The organism is Streptomyces sp. NPDC058964 (assembly GCF_042741275.1).
Taxonomy (GTDB): domain Bacteria; phylum Actinomycetota; class Actinomycetes; order Streptomycetales; family Streptomycetaceae; genus Streptomyces.
Map to the genome: position 1 here is coordinate 1,137 of NZ_JBHYKH010000115.1, position 19,232 is coordinate 20,368.

General features: G+C 67.2%; 17 protein-coding genes, 2 pseudogenes and 1 riboswitch. Of the genes and pseudogenes, 7 read left to right on the forward strand and 12 right to left on the reverse strand.

The annotated features are described in order from the left end of the window. Positions 1–113: 113 nt before the first annotated feature. Entirely contained in the window at positions 114–515 is a 402-nt protein-coding gene (locus ACFW2E_RS16760; RefSeq protein WP_384467018.1) for a hypothetical protein, read from the reverse strand. Between the two features lie 363 nt (positions 516–878). On the opposite strand from ACFW2E_RS16760, the gene murJ reads away from it, so the two are divergent. Next, entirely contained in the window at positions 879–2,711 is a 1,833-nt protein-coding gene (murJ, locus tag ACFW2E_RS16765; protein ID WP_384467019.1) for a murein biosynthesis integral membrane protein MurJ, read from the forward strand. Positions 2,712–2,810: 99 nt separating this feature from the next. On the opposite strand, the pseudogene ACFW2E_RS16770 reads toward murJ, so the two are convergent. Then, positions 2,811–3,286, reverse strand: a pseudogene (locus tag ACFW2E_RS16770) (NUDIX domain-containing protein). Positions 3,287–3,402: 116 nt separating this feature from the next. Here ACFW2E_RS16770 and ACFW2E_RS16775 point away from each other — a divergent pair. From ACFW2E_RS16775 to ACFW2E_RS16785, 3 genes are all read left to right on the forward strand, one after another. After that, positions 3,403–3,933: a helix-turn-helix domain-containing protein gene (locus tag ACFW2E_RS16775; protein ID WP_384467021.1), complete on the forward strand. Its 531-nt coding sequence runs from the start codon at positions 3,403–3,405 to the stop codon at positions 3,931–3,933. A 132-nt stretch (positions 3,934–4,065) separates the two neighbouring features. After that, complete coding sequence (locus ACFW2E_RS16780) at positions 4,066–4,605, forward strand: hypothetical protein (RefSeq protein WP_384467023.1); 540 nt, start codon at positions 4,066–4,068, stop codon at positions 4,603–4,605. 113 nt (positions 4,606–4,718) lie between these two features. Continuing rightward, complete coding sequence (locus ACFW2E_RS16785) at positions 4,719–5,096, forward strand: DUF6415 family natural product biosynthesis protein (RefSeq protein WP_384467025.1); 378 nt, start codon at positions 4,719–4,721, stop codon at positions 5,094–5,096. A 431-nt stretch (positions 5,097–5,527) separates the two neighbouring features. Here ACFW2E_RS16785 and ACFW2E_RS16790 read toward each other — a convergent pair whose 3' ends face one another. The 10 genes and pseudogenes from ACFW2E_RS16790 to ACFW2E_RS16835 form a co-directional block, all read right to left on the reverse strand. Then, positions 5,528–6,085, reverse strand: a complete 558-nt coding sequence (locus ACFW2E_RS16790; RefSeq protein WP_384467045.1) for a transposase — start codon at positions 6,083–6,085, stop codon at positions 5,528–5,530. Positions 6,086–6,163: 78 nt separating this feature from the next. Beyond that, positions 6,164–6,510: pseudogene (locus ACFW2E_RS16795) on the reverse strand (M1 family peptidase); the annotation flags it as partial. Positions 6,511–6,609: 99 nt separating this feature from the next. Next, on the reverse strand, positions 6,610–7,962 hold the full coding sequence (locus ACFW2E_RS16800; protein WP_384467027.1) for an ABC transporter ATP-binding protein: 1,353 nt from the start codon (positions 7,960–7,962) through the stop codon (positions 6,610–6,612). Continuing rightward, positions 7,959–9,056, reverse strand: a complete 1,098-nt coding sequence (locus tag ACFW2E_RS16805) for an ABC transporter ATP-binding protein (RefSeq protein ID WP_384467029.1) — start codon at positions 9,054–9,056, stop codon at positions 7,959–7,961. The genes ACFW2E_RS16800 and ACFW2E_RS16805 overlap by 4 nt, the downstream gene beginning before the upstream one ends. Next, on the reverse strand, positions 9,053–10,060 hold the full coding sequence (locus tag ACFW2E_RS16810) for an ABC transporter permease (RefSeq protein WP_384467031.1): 1,008 nt from the start codon (positions 10,058–10,060) through the stop codon (positions 9,053–9,055). The genes ACFW2E_RS16805 and ACFW2E_RS16810 overlap by 4 nt, the downstream gene beginning before the upstream one ends. A gap of 72 nt (positions 10,061–10,132) precedes the next feature. After that, positions 10,133–11,902: an ABC transporter substrate-binding protein gene (locus tag ACFW2E_RS16815; protein ID WP_384467033.1), complete on the reverse strand. Its 1,770-nt coding sequence runs from the start codon at positions 11,900–11,902 to the stop codon at positions 10,133–10,135. A 37-nt stretch (positions 11,903–11,939) separates the two neighbouring features. Continuing rightward, the gene (locus ACFW2E_RS16820) at positions 11,940–12,938 is read right to left on the reverse strand and encodes an ABC transporter permease (protein WP_384467035.1); all 999 of its coding nucleotides are present in this window, start codon (positions 12,936–12,938) and stop codon (positions 11,940–11,942) included. A 360-nt stretch (positions 12,939–13,298) separates the two neighbouring features. Next, positions 13,299–14,054 (reverse strand): enhanced serine sensitivity protein SseB C-terminal domain-containing protein, encoded by a 756-nt coding sequence (locus ACFW2E_RS16825; RefSeq protein WP_384467047.1) that lies wholly within the window; start codon positions 14,052–14,054, stop codon positions 13,299–13,301. A gap of 174 nt (positions 14,055–14,228) precedes the next feature. Further along, positions 14,229–15,020: an enhanced serine sensitivity protein SseB gene (locus tag ACFW2E_RS16830; RefSeq protein WP_384467037.1), complete on the reverse strand. Its 792-nt coding sequence runs from the start codon at positions 15,018–15,020 to the stop codon at positions 14,229–14,231. Between the two features lie 66 nt (positions 15,021–15,086). Then, positions 15,087–15,761 carry an AAA family ATPase gene (locus ACFW2E_RS16835; protein WP_384467049.1) on the reverse strand — a complete coding sequence of 225 codons (675 nt, stop codon included), beginning with the start codon at positions 15,759–15,761 and terminating at the stop codon, positions 15,087–15,089. Between the two features lie 171 nt (positions 15,762–15,932). Next, positions 15,933–16,026, forward strand: a riboswitch (glycine riboswitch). Between the two features lie 190 nt (positions 16,027–16,216). Here ACFW2E_RS16835 and gcvT point away from each other — a divergent pair. The 3 genes from gcvT to glyA all read left to right on the forward strand — a co-directional run bounded on the left by gcvT (position 16,217) and on the right by glyA (position 19,110). After that, positions 16,217–17,335, forward strand: a complete 1,119-nt coding sequence (gene gcvT, locus ACFW2E_RS16840; RefSeq protein ID WP_384467039.1) for a glycine cleavage system aminomethyltransferase GcvT — start codon at positions 16,217–16,219, stop codon at positions 17,333–17,335. A gap of 120 nt (positions 17,336–17,455) precedes the next feature. Further along, positions 17,456–17,833 carry a glycine cleavage system protein GcvH gene (gcvH, locus tag ACFW2E_RS16845; protein ID WP_384467041.1) on the forward strand — a complete coding sequence of 126 codons (378 nt, stop codon included), beginning with the start codon at positions 17,456–17,458 and terminating at the stop codon, positions 17,831–17,833. Positions 17,834–17,847: 14 nt separating this feature from the next. Next, a complete protein-coding gene (glyA, locus tag ACFW2E_RS16850; protein ID WP_384467043.1) occupies positions 17,848–19,110 on the forward strand; it encodes a serine hydroxymethyltransferase in 1,263 nt (420 codons plus the stop codon). The last annotated feature ends 122 nt before the right edge of the window (positions 19,111–19,232 follow it).

Consider the following 19,232-nt stretch of genomic DNA (forward strand, 5'->3'; position numbering starts at 1 on the left):
ACGCGCCCCCCTCGACCCGCCCCACTAAACGCTTGCCCTGACGCCTCTTCCCTCCACAAACACCCCCCCCCGCCCCCCGGCCCCCCCCCCCCCCCCGAAATCCACGACCGAGGCTAGTGGTCGTTGATGTACTCGCCCACGTTCTCGTTAGTCTTGCCCGACATCAGCCATATCGAGACATCGACGGTGGTACCCTCAGGGATGTTGTGCACGCCTCCCTGCGAAGCGCTGGAAACCGCGCACGACCCACTTCCGCCCTTGGCGTCGAGAGTGAATGAGTCTATAATTTCGCCAAGGCCGTCAAAGGCGTTAATCACGGCCTCGGGATACTTCCCATCGGCGTTCATGTCGCAGAGGTCGATGAGGTCGCCATACTCCTCGACCTGGACCCTGCCGTGGCCGTCCGTAGTGTACCACGTGTGGTCCCAACCGTCCGAAGGCGGGTCGACAGTCGCTGACGCCGACGTCGCGGTACCCAGCATCCCGCCGGCAGCGATAACAGTGGTTGCGGCCAAAGTGGCAATCCTGTGACGCATTCCTTACCCCCTCTTCACGCTCGCTCGGCCAGTCCAGCGAGCTAGGCGATCTTTCTATGTCGATCACACGCCTGGAGTCAAACGATCAATTTTGCGTCAACAATGCAACGAGAAAGAACTTCCAGGTGTGACGTGTTCATGATAAAGGGGCCCGCATAAGGCAGAATCATGAATGAATCGCCTATACATTAAAGAAGGGTGCTAAACGCTGATAGCTCGCTTGCATAGCGCTCCGGTTGGCCTCCTTGGCAGGGGGTTCGTTCCTTCGGCGCGAGGGTGAGACCATGACCTACGTCAAGGCCGAGCGGCCGACTAACGCTTGGCTGCCGAGTCAGGAGCAATATGGGCGGCTCATTCGATGCCGGTCGCTATGGGGGCGCGGACAGCGCCGGTCATTTTGATGAATGGATGGATCAGCCCACTATTCAACTGGGCCAATATCCTTATCAGGGCGGCTCTAAGGGCACTACGTCGGCACCAAACTCGGCATCTCAAGCGGATGGGGTAGAGGGTGCATCATATGCCAATAATGACGGTGCCGGGCGTGCCCAGAGTCTCCTGAAGTCGAGTGCCCTTATGGCTGCCGGGACAATTGTTTCCCGGTTGACTGGGTTCGTTCGAACTTTGGTCATGGCTGCGGCCATTGGGGTCGGGACTCTGGGAGATTCCTATCAGGTCGCCAATGTCCTGCCGACAATGATTTATGTTCTGGTAGGCGGAGGGGCTCTCAACGCAGTTTTTATCCCGCAATTGGTGCGGGCGATGAAGGACGATGACGATGGGGGCGAGGCATACGCGAATCGACTGATGACTCTCGTGATCGTGCTCTTGGGCGCGATCACGGTCCTATGCGTTCTCGGGGCTCCCTACCTTGTTCATACCCTCTCGCCAGATATTGCATCCGACCCCCGACGGATGGCTATCACGGTTGCCTTCGCGCGGTATTGCTTGCCCACTATCTTTTTCATGGGTGTTCACGTTGTCATGGGACAGATCCTAAATGCCCGCGGCCGCTTCGGCGCGATGATGTGGACGCCGGTCCTCAACAACGTCATTGTAATTACTACTTTCGGCGCGTTCATCTGGGCCTTCGGAGGTGTATCCACGTCCGGGGTGACCGCTCACAATATATCTTCCCAGGGTGTGCGACTTCTAGGGATTGGCACGTTGCTCGGCCTAGCGGTTCAGGCGCTCTCGATGGTTCCTTACCTGAGGGAAACTGGGTTCCGCATCAGGCTTCGTTTCGACTGGCGCGGGCACGGTTTGGGGAAGGCCGCCGGCCTGGCCAGATGGACGTTTCTGTTCGTTTTGGCTAATCAGCTGGGCATGATTGTGGTCACACAGCTTGCCACCAAGGCAGGGGCCATCGCGGAAAGTCAGCACCACGAAGGCACCGGCATTACAGCTTACAATTATGCGCTACTACTTTGGCAAATGCCGCAGGCCATCATCACCGTCTCCGTGATGACAGCCATTCTTCCCAGGATCTCTCGAGCGGCCCACGATAACGACAGCAGCGCCGTTCGCGATGACATCTCCTACGGGCTTCGGACCTCTGCCGTTGCCATTGTTCCCTGCGCCTTTGCATTTCTCTCTATCGGCATGCCGCTTTCCACTCTGCTGTATGCCAGTTCTGGCCCTGGCGCCGAAAACATCGGATACATGCTCATGGCGTTTGGACTGGGTCTCATCCCATTCTCAGCCCAGTATGTAGTGCTGCGTGGTTTCTATGCCTACGAGGACACTCGCACGCCCTTCTATAACACCGTAATTGTAGCGGTCGTGAATGCCGTCATGGCCGGACTGAGTTTCTGGCTCTTGCCCGCACGTTGGGCTGTTGTCGGTATGGCTGCCGGTTACGGTCTTGCCTATGCTGTGGGGGTGGGGGCCGCTTGGCGACGTCTTCGCCAACGCCTTGGAGGAGACCTTGACGGCTCTAGAGTTTCACGTACATACACGCGGCTCTTCGTGGCTTGCGTCCCTGCCGCAGGGATATCAGGTGCGACGAGCTTCGTAATTCTGAATTCACTGGGTAGCTCTGCGGTAGATTCATTTTTGGCTCTTACCGTGGGTACAGTCGCCCTATTGGGGGTATTCGTAGCAATGGCAAAAGTTATGCGTATCGAAGAGGTCAAAACTCTGACGGGCATGCTTCGAGCACGCCTGGGCCGGTGAACTTGGGTTCGTGACCTCGACCAGGCGTCCGTGATCAGATCGATACCGGTGACGTACGTAGCTGTCGGCGGTTCGGGCAGCACGTTGGGATGGACTGGACTACACGGCAGGAAGCTCACCGTGTTCGAGGTACACGGTCTGGCCCTTGCCCCGCGCAGCAATGGCACGTTTCACACGGCGGGCAAGTCGAGCGATCAGGAGCTGATCAAGGTCTCCGGCGGGATGGAATTCAGCGGCCAGCAACTCGTCAGCGGCAAGCTTGATCAACGCTGCGGCGTCCGTGCTGAGTTCGCCGCCGTCGAAGACGTACAGGACCTTGTCGCCCTCGGCAGAGGCCGGCGCCCAATCGATCACGAGCAAGGGACGGATGGCCGGTGTGATGCCCAGCTCCTCTTCGACCTCACGTCGACACACGACCAACGGGGATTCGCTGGTCTCGACGTATCCGCCTGGGATCTCCACATCGGCTTGTACGAGGGGCGGACCAGAAGGACGCGGCCGTGCTCATCGAAGAACAGGGCGCCTGCTGCCATGCGCGGTCGCGCCATCCGCCGCTCGTGCTCGTTCTCGTCCATGGCACGAGCCTACTGACCATGGTCCTATCCGCTTGAGTCGGCCATTCCACTCCACGGAAGTCGTGGCTCGTGTGACACTCGGCCTCACAGAGTGAGGGGGTCACACAGTGCGCGGCATGGCTAACCATCTCCCGTTCGGCAAGCGTGTGCGGTTCTACCGGGAGCGTCGGGGCCTCCATCAGTGGCAGCTCGGTGAGTTGCTGAACCGCTCTGAAGACTGGGTGTACCGGGTCGAGTCCGATCGTATCCCGGTGAACAACGTCAAGATGCTGGCTGACCTGGCGGATGCCCTTCGGGTACACGTCGAAGAGCTCCAAGAGGCTCCGGCGCTTCTGGACGATCACAACAACCACGAGGGCAGTGTTCCCGCCATCCGCGCCACCATAATGCAGTCGCGACGGCTCGCCGGCACCCTGTATGACGCGCGGGAGCCGCTGCACCTGGAGCGGCTCAGCATGGAGGTTGACGATGCCTGGGACCTGTATCAGTCCTCCGAGTACGCCAGGCTCGCCAAGCGTCTTCCTGCGCTCCTGGCAGACGCGTCTGGCCACGTACGAGCATTCCGCTGGGCCGGAGCGGATCCGGGCTCTCAAGCTCTTCGCCCTGACCTGCCATGTCACCGCAGCATTCCTCCGCAAGCTGGGTGAGACCAACCTGGCCTGGACGGCTGCCATCAAGGCGATGTCGCCGCGAGTGAGACCGGGGATCCGGCCGTCTCGCTGGCGCTGCGGCGGTGCGTCGCTCATGTCCAGCTCGGGGCCGGGATGGCGTCGGAAGCTGTGAGTGTCACGCGCGACGCTGCGGGCGGCCTGCCTAACGGCTGGTGGGAGAGTTCGCCGACAGCACTGTCGCTCTACGGCACGCTCTTCCTCAACGGCGCCGTCGCGGCGGCACGACTGCGCGACCGGCATACCGCCGACAACATGATCGGGGAGGCGCAGCAAGCTGCAGACCGGCTCAGGGCTGACGCCAACGAGATGTGGACCTCGTTCGGCCCTACGAACGTCGAGATTCACCGCCTGGCGCTGGCCCTTGAGTTCGAAGACATACAGCTGGCTGTCGACATAGCTCCGCGGGTACGGCCTGGTCGGAACCTGCCGGTGGAGCGGCGGGCGCGGGCGCGTCTTGACGTCGCTCGGGCGTACGGAGAAGCTGGTCGAACCGATGACGCCGCAGACCACCTGAAGCGCGCCTTCAAGACCGCCCCCGAGCAGATGCGGGCGCACGAGTTCGCCCGTGACCTGGCACGGCGGCTGCACGAGCGAAGTCGTCGCCGTGACGTTCGCGAACTCGCCTTGAGCCTCGGCGCCCTCGGGTAGCCCACCGAAAACCTTGAGGGGCGGATCCGGAATTTTCTTCCGGGTCCGCCCCTCTTTTCGCCTCTACGGTCTCCCCGTTCCCGCCACACAAGCCCAGGGAGGAAGACCGACCGGTGGACACGGACAAGATCAAGAAGACGATCGCCAAAGCCCTGACGGAGCGCTCGGAGTTGCCCCCGTACGAGGATCTGTGCGCGTTGCACGAGGACTTGGTACGGCACATCGAGGCGCTAACACCGCTGGTAACAAAGCAGGTTGACGGTCTTTGGCATGGCTCGGTGGAGTGGTACCAGAAGCGCCCCAGGCTGGACATCATCCCGCATGAGGTGGGTCGGGGGCTGGGCACTGGATTGCAATCGGCCACATGGCACGTGAAGAGCCTGGGCTACACCCTGCGGTTCCTCCTGGAGAACTCCGGGCTTCTGGACACCGTGAAGGATGTGCAGCCTTCGGTTGGCTATGGGACGGCGGCGTGTGATGGGAAGGCGTAAGTCAGCCTGGGTCGGGTGGGAATCGGAGATCGTCGCAGATTACCGAGACGGGGAACCGGTGGAGGTGATCCGCACGAGGTACGGCATCTGCCTCAGCTCGCTGTACGGACTGCTGGATCACCATCGCGTGCCGAGACGGCTGGTCCACGAATACAAATCCGGGTAGACACGCGCCCGACGGCCAGCAGTAGTCGCCGTGAAGGCTGAAACAACCTCAGAGTGATGACCGGACCACCCCTCGCCTGGCGGCTACCGGGGTGGTCCGGTGAAGAGTCCCTGTTCAGGACCCCGGTGCCGATCGTACCGGGGCCGTTGGCGTGCTCGTATTCGAGCGCTGCCTCAACACCGGCCTTTCGATGTCGACTTGAAAGGGTCCTGACCTGGGCCACAGAAAGTCAGCCACGACGGCGGGGGCGCCGAACGAGCATCCGTTACGTGTGTTCCGGCAAACCCCCACCGGCCTCAGCCACGCTGCCACGCTTTTGATCATTAGCCCGCAGACGCCGCTGCTCCGCCCCCGCCGCCCACTCGGCGATGGCGCGACCGGCCTGCAGACCACGACGAAACGGGCGCCGCGCCACGGGTCTTGTCGGCATCACGCGCCTGGTCGTGCCTGCGCTGGCGGCCATATGGCCTTGAGCGGTGGGCAGTTGAGTGGCGTGGTCGTGCTTGGCGCACGTCGGCCTGGTCCTGGCGCTCGGAGCGGTCGAGTTGCTTCCTGCTCTGGCTGTCCGCCTTGGCGATTCTGCGCGCTGAGCGGCGGGGGGCCGCCGGAGCGGTGGCGGCCACGGCCACCCCGGTTGCACGGCCGGCTTTGCAGCCGCGGCGGTGACACCACGACGTTCGCGGTCCCACAGCACCCACTCACGCAGGGTGGCCCGGTTGATGCCCAGGTCGGCGGCGATGCTCTTGTATGTCGCCCCGGGCGTGGACTCGTACAGGGCCACGGCATCGGCCTTGAACTCGTCCGAGTAGTCCTTCATCGCCATCGGCAGTCTTCTCGCTTCCTCCGGATCAAGCAGATCCAGTATCAGCGTGTCCACCACTCAGGGGGAGGCCCCGGGTCCGCGCGGGGTGACGGTGACCTCGTCGCCGTCCCGGGTGAAGCGGGCCGGCCTGCCGTCGACCTCGACGCTCGTGATCTGAAGTTTCTGGAGGTCCAGGCCGAAGGAGGAGAGGTTCCGGGTGGGGCGGGCGGTGAGGGTCGTACGGCCGTCCAGGCGGCCGGTGTCGGGCGCGTAGGCGAGGTCCAGGTCGTAATGGCGGGCGTCGAAGCCGCCGTTGCCGAGCTGCGGGAAGTACGGGTCGCCGACGCCGGGCGAGCCGGGGTGGGGACGGCGGAGGCTCCGAGAGCCAGTACGGAGGCCGCCGCGGTAGCAACGGCCCCTGAGCGTGCCGAACGGGAGAGTGCCATGAGTCGTCCCTTCGAACGCGTGCCGGTCGGTGGACGGACACGGACGACTCTGCACTCTCCCGTTAGGGCATGTACATGCCTTTGCCAGACGCTCGTCGGCTACTTGTCGGTCGACTCCTGCGAGTTGGTCTCGCCGGTCTCGGAAGCCTCGGCGGACGCTTCGGAGGCGGGAGCCTCGTCGGCGTCGCCGGCCTCAGGAGCCTCGTCGGAACCGGCGGGCTCGTCCGCCTCGTCGGACACCTCGGCCGCAGCCTCTGCGCCGGCTTCCGCTTCCGTCTCCGCCGACTCGGCCGCGACCTCCGCCGACGTCTCCGCCGACTCCTCCAGGACCGCGTCCGGCACGAGCTCCGACGCCTCCTTGGCGGCGGACAGGAGGACCGTGTCCTGGGGCGCCTGGTCTGCGAAGTTCTCCGGGTGGTGGCAGGCGACCCGCTGACCGGGCTTCAGCTCCACGAGCTGCGGCTCGGTCGTCTTGCAGATCTCCGTCGCCTTCCAGCAGCGCGTGTGGAAACGGCAGCCGGAGGGAGGCGCGATCGGGGACGGGACGTCGCCGCGGAGCAGGATGCGCTCGCTCTTGGCACCCCGCCGGGACGGGTCCGGAACCGGCACCGCCGACATCAGGGCCTTGGTGTACGGGTGCATCGGCGCCTCGTACAGCGAGGTGCGGTCGGCGAGCTCGACGATCTTGCCGAGGTACATCACCGCGATGCGGTCCGAGACGTGCCGGACGACGGAGAGGTCGTGGGCGATGATCACATAGGTGAGGCCCAGCTCCTCCTGGAGGTCGTCCATGAGGTTGACCACCTGCGCCTGGATCGACACGTCCAGCGCGGAGACCGGCTCGTCCGCCACGACCAGCTTCGGCTTCAGGGCCAGCGCACGGGCGATGCCGATGCGCTGACGCTGACCGCCGGAGAACTCGTGCGGGTAGCGGTTGTAGTGCTCGGGGCTCAGACCGACCAGCGACAGCAGCCGCTGGACCTCCTTCTTCACCCCGCCCTCGGGCTCCACGCCCTGGAGCCGGAACGGCGCCGAGACGATCGAGCCGATGGTGTGCCGGGGGTTCAGGGAGCCGTACGGGTCCTGGAAGATCATCTGGATGTCGCGGCGCAGCGGACGCATCTTCGCGGTACCCAGCCGCGTGATGTCCTGCCCCTCGAAGTGGATCGAGCCGCCCGTCGGGTCCTGGAGACGGGTGATGACCCGGCCCATGGTCGACTTGCCACAGCCCGACTCGCCGACGACGCCCAGGGTCTCGCCCTTGCGCACCTCGAAGTCGATGCCGTCGACCGCCTTCACGGCGCCCGTCTGGCGCTGCAGGATGCCCTTCTTGATCGGGAAGTGCTTCGTCAGCCCCTCGACCTTGAGCAGCACCTCGCGGTCCTCGGGAGCCGACGCCTGCTGCGGGATCACGGCCTCGGCGACGCCGTCCGTCTTCTTCGTCTCACTCACAGCTTCGGCGCAATCTCTTCGGTCCAGATCCGCGTGCGGTCCTCCGCCGAGAGGTGGCAGGCGGACCAGTGCGCGGTGCTCACCTGCTCCAGCTCGGGGCGCACCGTGCGGGTGACGTTCCCCTTGGGGATGTCCGCGTACGGGCAGCGCGGGTGGAAGGCGCAGCCCGAGGGGACGTTGATGAGGCTCGGCGGCTGGCCCTTGACCGGGATGAGCCGGTCGGAGGTCTCGCGGTCGATGCGGGGCATCGAGCCGAGCAGGCCCCAGGTGTACGGGTGCTGCGGCTTCTCGAAGATCTCGTCCACCGGGCCGCGCTCCACGCACCGGCCGCCGTACATCACGAGGACGTCGTCGGCGATCTCGGCGACCACGCCGAGGTCGTGCGTGATGAGGATGACCGCGGAGCCGAACTCCTTCTGCAGGTCGCGGATCAGGTCGAGGATCTGCGCCTGGACGGTCACGTCGAGAGCGGTGGTGGGCTCGTCCGCGATGAGCAGCTCGGGGTTGTTCACCAGAGCCATGGCGATCATGGCGCGCTGGCGCATACCGCCCGAGAACTCGTGCGGGTAGCCGTCGACACGCTTGGCCGGCTCGGGGATGCCGACGCGGTCGAGCATCTCGATGGCACGCGTGCGGGCGACCTTCTTGCTGACGTCGTGGTGGACCCGGTACGCCTCGACGATCTGGTCGCCGATCTTGTAGTACGGGTGCATCGCGGACAGCGGGTCCTGGAAGATCATCGCCATCTCACGGCCGCGGAGCTTGCGCACCTCGTCCGGGTGGGCGCCCACCAGTTCCTTGCCGTCCAGCCAGATCTCGCCGGACATCTGCACGTTCTTGCCGCGTGCGCCGAGCCGGTGCAGACCCATGATGGCCAGCGAGCTGACGGACTTACCGGAGCCCGACTCGCCGACGATGCTGAGGGTCTTGCCCTTCTCCAGCTTGAAGCTGAGCCCGTCGACGGACTTGACCAGGCCGTCGTCGGTCGGGAAGTGCACCTTGAGGTCACGGACCTCGAGGAAGGCCTCGGGCGCGTTCGCCGGGGAGCTCGTCGGCTCGCCCACGGCGGCACCGGTCTTGGAGAGTTCGGTCACGAGAGCCTCACCCGCGGGTCTGCGGCGGCGTACACGAGGTCCACCAGAAGATTTGCGATTACGACGAAGAAGGCGGCGAGCAGGGTCACGCCGAGGATGGGGGGCAGGTCGTTGTCATCGATGGCCTGTACCGCGTACTGGCCGACACCGTGCAGGGAGAACACGGTCTCGGTGATGAGCGCACCGCCGAGCAGCAGACCGAGGTCCATGCCGAAGACGGTGATGATCGGGGTGAGCGCGGCGCGCAGTCCGTGCCGGACCACGACCTTGCGCTCCCGCAGGCCCTTGGCGCGGGCCGTGCGGATGAAGTCCTCGTTCATCGTCTCCAGCATGCCCGAGCGGGTGAGCCGCGCGTAGATGGCGGAGTACAGGAGCGCGAGTGAACACCAAGCCGGGAAGAGGGTGTTGGCCCACTGCGCGGGGTTCTCGGTGAACGGGACGTAGGTGCGGCCGAAGATCGGCCACTGGTAGGTGAAGAGCAGGATCGCCAGGTTACCCGTGAAGAACATGGGGAGCGAGACACCGGCGAGCGCGACACCCATGAAGGCGCGGTCGAAGAACGAACGCGGCTTCAGCGCGGAGATGACACCGACCGTGACGCCCGAGAGCAGCCACAGGACGGCGGCACCCGCCGCCAGCGAGATGGTGACCGGAAGGCGCGAGGTGAGCTGCGGCCAGACCGCCTCGTGGGTCTTGAACGAGTAGCCGAAGCACGGCGCGTTGCAGTGCACCGTGGTGGGGCCCAGGTCGTAGGAGGCGCCGGCCACGATCCCCTTGATGAAGTGCCAGTACTGGACGTACAGGGGCTGGTCCAGACCGAGGTTGTGCTTGACCGCGAGGATGTCGGCCTTCGACGGGCTCTTGCCGATGTACTGCTGCGCCAACTGGTCGGCGGTCTGGCCGGCCATCCGTGGCAGCAGGAAGAAGATGGCGAAGGTGACCGCGGAGACGACCAGCAGCAGGATCACTGCCGCGAACGTCCGACGGAGGATGTACGAGATCACGGGGACCGGCGCTGGTGCCCGCGGGCCGCGAAGCCCGCGGGCACCAATGCCTTCACCTGCCTTCCGGGGCTGCTACTTCGTGGTGCCGATGTTGAGGTAGTCGTACTGACCGCTGAAGGCCGCCGTGGAAACCAGGTTCGTGGCGTTCTGCGGGCGGGCCAGCAGGACCTTGAAGTAGGTCAGCGGGACGAGGACGGCGTCGTCCATGGTCTTCTTGTCGATCTGGGTGTAGAGACCGTTGCGCGCAGTGTCGTCCTGGGTCGCGATCGCCTTCTCCAGAAGGGAGTTGACGTCCTTGTTGTCGTACTGCGACAGGTTGGTGTTACCCGAGGAACCGATCGCGCTGCCGTTCAGGATCTGCTGCAGGAAGCCGTAGCCGGACGGCCAGTCGGCGCCCCACTGCATCATGATCAGGCCGATGTTCTGCTTCTCGGTGAACTTCGGGACACCCGCGTAGTCGGTGAAGTACTTGCCCGACGGGTACTGCTTCAGGGTGGCGTTGATGCCGACCTTCTTCAGCGAGTTGATGATCGCCGTGGCGGCGTCTCTCTCCTGCGGACGGTCGGAGCGGGCCGAGATGTTGGTGCTGATCGACGACTTGCCGCAGGCCTTCAGCTGCTCCTTGGCCTTGGCCGCGTCGCCCTTGTTGCCGGCGGACGCGTAGACGTCCGACTTCTCGTAGCCCGGGATGTCCGGAGGCAGGACCGTGGAGGCGATGTCACCGCGGATCGGGCCGCCCTCGGCGGTCTGCACCGAGACCTTGTCGATCGCGTACTGCACGGCCTTGCGGCACTCGACCTTGTCGAACGGCTTCACCTTGGTGTTGATCGCCATGTAGACCAGACGGCCACCGTAGGTGTTGTCCGTGTTGGCCTTCTTGGCGGAGTCGGTGAGCACCTGGGCCTGGGTCGCGGCCTGGACACCCGTACCACCGAGGTCGATCGCGTCGCCGGCCAGGACGTCCTTGTCGATCGTCTCGGCGTTGACCTTCAGGTTGACGACGATCTTGTCCGGGAGCTGCTTGCGCAGCGGGTCCGTCTTCGGGTCCCAGTTCTCGTTGCGCACGAGGACGGCCTGCTTGCCCTCGGAGTAGCTCTGGAACTTGTACGAGCCCGAGGACACGATGTTCTTGACGTAGTCGACGCCCTTGTCCTTGGACTGGGGCACCGGAGCCGTCTGCGGGGCCGCGACCAGGTAGTCGAACTCCTGGAAGGCCTGCTTCAGGTGGAAGACGACGGTGGTGTCGTCCGGGGTCTCGATGGACTTGAGGCCCTTGGCGCTCTTGTCCTTGTAGGGACCCTTGTACTTGTCGCCGCCGACCAGGAACTGCTGGAAGTAGTTCGGGCCGAGGGAGAGCACGTCACGCGCGAAGTTGGAGCGCTCGACGGCGTACTTGACGTCCTTGGACGTGATCGCCGTGCCGTCCTGGTACTTCAGGCCCGAACGCAGCTTGTACGTCCAGGTCTTGCCGCCGTCGCTCGGGACGCCCTTGCTCGCGGCGAGGTCCGGGACGAGGGTGTTGCCCTTCTCGCCGGCGCCGGGCTGGAACGTCATCAGCGGGCGGGCGTACAGCCGGCTGAAGTTGTACATGTACGCGTAGTACGTGTTGCCGGGGTCGAAGGAGTCCGGGACGTCCGACAGCTCGTAGGTGAGCGTGCCGCCCTTCTTCGTGGAGGCGTTGACGACGTCCTTGGTCGCGGCGTTGGCCCCGGCGGACTTGGTGCCGTTGTCGTCCTTGTTGTCATCGGCCTTGCTGCAGCCTGCGACCAGCAGACTCGCACTTCCGATGGCCGCAAATGCGGCCAGCGCTGACCTTCGCATGATGGGCGGGTTCCCCTCCATTGTCGGAAACTTGTTGGGCTCTCGGTGGCGACAGGCGTTAGCGGCTGCGCGGGTCGAGAGCATCGCGGAGACCGTCGCCGAGCAGGTTGAACGCGAGAACGGTCACGAAGATGGCGAGGCCAGGAACGATCATGTACTGAGGGTCGACCTCGTAGTACGTGACCGCTTCCCGGAGCATGCCGCCCCAGGAGGCCTGCGGGGGCTGGATACCGACGCCCAGGAAGCTCAGGGACGCCTCGAAGAGGATGTTGGTCGGGATGAGCAGCGTCGAGTAGACGATGATCGGGCCGACCAGGTTGGGCATCAGTTCCCGGAACAGGATGTACGGGCCACGGGCGCCCATGCCGCGGGAGGCGTCGACGAACTCGCGCTCACGCAGGGCGAGGGTCTGGCCGCGCACGATCCGGCCCAGATAGGGCCAGTTGAAGAAGCCGATGACGAAGATCAGCACGCTCAGGTGCAGCGGCAGTCCGTTGAGGCCGAACGCGCCGCCCTGGAGGGTGGCGGAGATGGCGATCGCGAAGAGCAGCAGCGGGAAGGCCAGGAAGGTGTCCATCAGCCGGCTGATCACCGAGTCGACCCGGCCGCCGTAGTAGCCCGCGACGACGCCCAGGATCGCGCCGATCACGTTCGACAGGACCGTGGCGCCGAAGGCGACCACCAGGGACACCCAGGAGCCCTCCAGGACGCGGGTGGCGATGTCACGGCCGAACTTCGGGTCCACGCCCAGCGGGTGGTCCAGGCTCATGCCGCCCCAGCCGCCCTTGGGCAGCGAGGTGTCGGCGTTGATCAGCTCCTGGTGGAACGCGTTGGGGTCGAGACCGAACAGCGCCTGGATGGGCCGGGAAAGGATCGCGACGGCGATCAGCAGGATGACGATGACGCCACCGGCGACGGCAACCCTGTCCTTCTTGAAGCGGGTCCAGGCGATCTGTCCAAGGGAACGACCCTCGATCTGCCCCTTACCGGCACCCTCGAGCACAGCTTCCGGCTGTGCCTCGGATGCCGCCCCGGTGGTCTCGATCGGTGCGGTCAATGTGACCCGACCCCTCTCGCCGGTGGTGACCGGCCTGCGCCTGCCGCGGATTGCGGCTTTGTCGACTTGCCCATCGATCACCGGATCGACGACCCGGTGTCTGAGTCGCGAGTCTTCAGCGTGGTCACGATCACCCGCCAGATCTGACGGTGAAAGTATGCGCAACCGTGATGCAGTCCGGAGGATTCCGTTATCCGAACAGTGGGTAATGACCCTCGGACGGCGGGCAGTTGGTACAGAAGGGTAATTCCGGACACTCCGGCGTGGCCACCGGTGATCTACGCGCGAAGAAGTGTGTGGAACCTGCGAAAGCTGTGCGCAACCCGAAAACCGTTGCGAGCGGGACGGATCATGCCCCGGTCAGTAGCCGCCGCGGGCCGGAGGGAAGCCGTAACCGGCCGCGGGGGCCGGGGGCTGGGCGGCGTGGGCCTCGCGGTCGTAGAACGGGCGGGCACCGGCCCGCATCCACATGACGACCGGGTCGTAGTCGTCGGTCATCGCCACCGTCGACACCGGGAGCCCGTCCGGAACCGCGCCGATGGACTGCTGCATCATCGCCCGCACCGAGTCGACCGCGGGCGGGGAGGTGTCGTACACATCCAGGCCGATGGCCAGGTACGGCGCCCCCAGGGCCGGCTGCACCCACGCCCGGCGCAGCGAGCGGACCGCCGGCGTGCGGTGCGCGTTCTGCGTGAGGAGGGCGTAGAACTGCGGGATCTCGATGCCGGGTTCGGCCACCCGCAGCGGGCCCGCGGGCTGGCGGTCCAGGCCGGTGGCGATGCGGCGCAGGTCCAGCCAGGGGATGCCCACGCCACCGCCTTGGGCGTGCGGGTTGAGCCAGAGGCCGTAGTGATCGGGATAGAGCGTGCGCGCCACATCGAGGCCGTCGACCACCTCGTACGACCTGTTCCAGCCGCTGGCCGACAACTCCTGGGCGGAGGTGACACAGGGGGCGTAGCCGTACCCGTCCACCTCCATGTTCCCGTACTGGGCGTCGGGGGAGCCGGCCTGGCCGTGCCAGAGGAGCATCCACACCTGGCCGGAGGACGGGGTCGCGAGTGCGCGCAGCAACGCCTCGTAGGCGTCGTAACGCCCGGGCGTGACCTGGCGCAGCATGTGCTCGACGCTGCCGCTGCGGCTCGCGCTCACCTGTCGTACCGCCCCTTCGAAGAGTGCCCCGCGTTCGGGGACAGCTTAAGCGCCCGAGAGCCCGGGACTCGTTGTCCGTCGGCGGGCGTGGGTCCGTCGCGGTCTGTCGCGCGGTTCGCCTCGCCCGTAAGGGGTGCGCTCTCAGTGGCCGTACTGATAGAAGGGCCGGACGTTCTCCCTCATCCAGTGGCCGACCGGGTCCTCCGCCACGTCCAGGAGGACCAGGTTGACCGGCCACCGCACCGGGACCTTCCCCAGGGCCCTGCCCAGTGCCTCCAGGGGAAGCGCCCGCAGGTCGCCCTCCCACTGGGACAGCTCGACGCCGACGAACATCACCGGGTCGGCCGTCTCGATCGCGGCCAGGCAGCGGCGGGCCGTGCGGACCACGCCCGTCGTGGCGAACTCCGCGGAGGCCGCGGCGAGGAAGTCGACCGGGTCGTCCTGCCAGTCGGGCTCGAAGAGGCGGACGCGGCCGCCGCTCGCGGGTCCGTCGAGCGGCGTGCTGCCCGCGCGGCACAGCTCGGCCACCGCCTCCGGCGGGAGCGGGATGCCGACCACGCCGTCGGGGTTGATGGCGAGGCCGACCTGCGGGGGCAGACCGCGGGCGAACTCCACGGCGGGGGCGATGGTGTACGAAAGGTGGGAGCCGACGACTTGGCGGTACTGCTCCTCGGAGCTGAACACCGGGACGTACACCTGGCCCCCGATCTCCATCGTGGGCAGGTCGAGGGGGCCGCTGTGCGGGCCGCCGCCGCCGGGCAGCGGGATCCACAGGAAGCTGCGTCCCAGGACCTCGACGATCCGGCCGCCGGCCGAGGGCACGCCGAGGGACGCGGACAGCACCTCCTCGAGCTCGTTGCCGGGCCACCCGCCGTGCGGGTGGGGGTGCGCCTGTGCCGGGAAGTCCGCGGGAATGTCCGCCGGGAAGTCCATCTGCCTACCGCCTGCTGGGAACCACTGGTATGGCTGGAAAGGCTAGCGGGTGCCCGCGCCGCGCCCTCACCCCGTGAAGCCGATCCGGCCCAGCACGTCCGCCGCGTCGCGGTCCAGCAGCACCGCCGAGTCGCAGCCCCGGGGCAGGTTGCCCCGTTCCACCGTGCGCAGGAGGCGGGCGGCGGCCCTGCGGTGGCGCAGGAAGGCGTACCGCGAGACACCTCGGCCGCGCTCGCGCTGGCCCTCCAGCGCGGTGCCCGGGGTGACGTCGAGCAGCAGCAGGTGCAGTGCGCCGCCGCGGCGGCGGGCCTCGCGGGCCAGCCAGTCGCGCACCCAGCGCTGTGTGCCGCAGTCGTGCACGACGACCCCCTCACCGGAGCGCAGGGCGCGGCGCAGTCCGGCGAAGTGGGCGAGCCGGACCAGGGGCCGGTAGACCGCGTACGGCAGGAAGCGGGGCATGCGGGCGTCCCAACTGTCGCGGGTGTCCTGGGAGTCGATGCGGACGCCCGGGACGGCGCGGTGCATCAGGGTGGACTTGCCGCTGCCCGGCAGGCCGGTGATCACCACGAGGTCGCGGGGACCGAAGAGCAGGCCGTGCGGGCTGTGGCCGGCCCGGTCGCGCAGATCACGGACGACCGGCGCCGGGCGCCGGCCGCACCGCTCGCGGGCCGGGGCGGCGGGCTGCTTCGGCAGTGCGACGCCCGTGGTGGCGGCGTAGGCCGTGGTCCTGTTCACCGTGATCGTCCTCCCCTTGGGCTCGGAGATCCCCTGCCCGTCGAGCGTAAAGAGAAGGTAATGCCCGGTGTCTCGCGTTTTCATGCGCGTACTGCCACAGCCCGGTTACAGATGCGGCCCTGCCACGGTCGGGGCGAGGCATGCAATGATGTGCCCGCCAACTGCATACCGGCCGTTTGAATCCGCGCGGGAGAGTCCCCGGCCGCGCCGGGGCGCCGAAGGAGCAAGTCCCTCCCTTGAATCTCTCAGGCCCCGTTACCGCGCGGGCGAGGCACATCTGAAAAGCGGGCCGCTGCCACAGCGGCTCCACCCAAGGTGCAAGCCGTGGTCGTCCCCGTAGGGGTGGTCATGGCGAACCTCTCAGGTTCCGATGACAGATGGGGAGGAACGACCTCGCCCTCCCCCGCGTTCGGCTGCGCTCGCGCGGGGGGACCCCCATCGCCTTGGGAGACGACCGACCGATGAGCAGTACCGAACTCCGTCACACCGCGCTCGATGCCCTGCATCGCTCGCTCGGTGCGACCATGACCGACTTCGCCGGCTGGGACATGCCGCTGCGCTACGGCTCCGAGCGCGACGAGCACCTCGCCGTGCGCACGAAGGCCGGGCTCTTCGACCTCTCCCACATGGGTGAGATCACCGTGACCGGCGCGGAGGCGGCGAAGTTCCTGAACTTCGCGCTCGTCGGCAACATCGCCTCCGTCGGTGTGGGCCGTGCCCGCTACACCATGATCTGCCAGGCCGACGGCGGCATCCTGGACGACCTGATCGTCTACCGGCTGGCGGAGACCGAGTACATGGTCGTGGCCAACGCCTCCAACGCCCAGGTGGTCCTGGACGCACTGGTGGAACGTTCGTCCGGCTTCGACGCCGAGGTCCGCGACGACCGCGACGCCTACGCCCTGATCGCGGTCCAGGGCCCCGAGTCCCCCGGCATCCTGAAGTCCCTCACGGACGCCGACCTGGACGGCCTGAAGTACTACGCGGGCCTGCCCGGCACCGTCGCCGGTGTCCCGGCGCTGATCGCCCGCACCGGCTACACCGGCGAGGACGGCTTCGAGCTGTTCGTGAAACCGGAGCACGCCGTCGAGCTGTGGCAGGCGCTGACCAAGGCCGGCGAGGGCGTCGGCCTGGTCCCCTGCGGCCTCTCCTGCCGGGACACGCTCCGCCTGGAGGCGGGCATGCCGCTGTACGGGCACGAGCTGACCACCTCGCTGACGCCGTTCGACGCCGGGCTCGGCCGCGTGGTGAAGTTCGAGAAGGACGGCGACTTCGTGGGGCGCGAGGCGCTCGCCGAGGCCGCCGCCCGCGCCGAGCAGAACCCCCCGCGGGTCCTGGTCGGCCTGGTCGCCGAGGGGCGTCGGATCCCGCGCGCGGGGTACGCGGTCGTCGCCGGCGGCGAGGTCGTCGGCGAGGTCACCTCGGGTGCCCCCTCCCCCACGCTGGGCAAGCCCATCGCCATCGCCTACGTCGACGCGGCGCACTCGGCGGCCGGGACGGCGGGCGTCGGCGTGGACATCCGCGGCAGCCACGAGCCGTACGAGGTCGTGGCGCTGCCCTTCTACAAGCGCCAGAAGTAGAGACTGATCGCCGGACTCGTCCCGCCCGCTTGTGATGCCAGGCACATCACCCCTGCTCACCTGCGGTTTCAGCACTCCCCCCGTCATCAGCACAACCCCGCGTACAGGAGAATTCAGGCCATGAGCAACCCCCAGCAGCTGCGCTACAGCAAGGAGCACGAGTGGCTGTCGGTCGCCGAGGACGGCGTCTCGACGGTCGGCATCACCGAGTTCGCGGCCAACGCGCTCGGCGATGTCGTCTACGCCCAGCTCCCCGAGGTCGGCTCCACGGTGACCGCGGGCGAGTCCTGCGGCGAGCTGGAGTCGACGAAGTCGGTCTCCGACCTGTACTCGCCGGTCACGGGTGAGATCACCGAGGTCAACGAGGACGTCGTCAGCGACCCCTCGCTGGTGAACTCCGCCCCCTTCGAGGGCGGCTGGCTGTTCAAGGTACGCGTCACGGACGAGCCGGCCGACCTGCTCTCCGCCGACGAGTACGCCGCCCACACCGCCGGCTGAGGAGTCGTAGACGCATGTCCGTCCTGAACACCCCCCTGCACGAGCTCGACCCGGACGTGGCCGCCGCGGTCGACGCCGAGCTGCTCCGCCAGCAGTCCACCCTCGAGATGATCGCCTCGGAGAACTTCGCCCCGGTCGCGGTCATGGAGGCCCAGGGCTCGGTCCTCACCAACAAGTACGCCGAGGGCTACCCGGGCCGCCGCTACTACGGCGGCTGCGAGCACGTCGACGTCGCCGAGCAGATCGCGATCGACCGGGTCAAGGAGCTCTTCGGCGCGGAGTACGCCAACGTGCAGCCGCACTCCGGCGCCTCCGCCAACCAGGCCGCGCTCTTCGCGCTGGCCAAGCCCGGCGACACCATCCTCGGTCTGGACCTGGCCCACGGCGGCCACCTGACCCACGGGATGCGGCTCAACTTCTCCGGCAAGCAGTTCGACGTGGTCGCCTACCACGTGGACGACTCGGGCCTGGTCGACATGGCCGAAGTGGAGCGGCTCGCCAAGGAGCACCGCCCCAAGGTGATCATCGCGGGCTGGTCGGCCTACCCGCGGCAGCTGGACTTCGCCGAGTTCCGCCGGATCGCCGACGAGGTCGAGGCGTACCTGTGGGTCGACATGGCCCACTTCGCGGGCCTGGTCGCCGCGGGGCTGCACCCGAACCCGGTCCCGTTCGCGGACGTCGTCACCTCCACCACGCACAAGACGCTGGGCGGCCCGCGCGGCGGCATCATCCTGGCCCGCCAGGACTTCGCGAAGAAGCTCAACTCCTCCGTGTTCCCGGGCTTCCAGGGCGGTCCCCTGGAGCACGTGATCGCGGCCAAGGCGGTCTCCTTCAAGGTCGCCGCCTCGGAGGACTTCAAGGAGCGCCAGCGCCGTACGGTCGAGGGCGCGCGGATCCTCGCCGAGCGGCTCACCGCGGCCGACGCCCGGGAGGCCGGGGTGAACGTCCTGACCGGCGGCACCGACGTGCACCTGATCCTGGTCGACCTGCGCGAGTCCGAGCTGGACGGCCAGCAGGCCGAGGACCGCCTGCACGAGGTCGGCATCACGGTCAACCGCAACGCGGTCCCGAACGACCCGCGCCCGCCGATGGTGACGTCGGGCCTGCGGATCGGCACGCCCGCCCTCGCCACCCGCGGCTTCACGGCCGAGGACTTCGCCGAGGTCGCCGACGTGATCGCCGAGGCGCTGAAGCCGTCCTACGACGCGGAGTCCCTGAAGGCACGGGTCGAGGCCCTGGCCGACAAGCACCCGCTGTACCCCGGGCTCACCAAGTAGTTCCGCCCCGGCGTGGGGGGCCGGGCGCCGCGGGGGGGGCCCCGCCCGGGGGGGGGGGGGGGGCGGCCCCCCCCCCGCCCCCCCCCCGCGCGGGGGGGGGGGGGGGGCGGACAGTCGGGAGG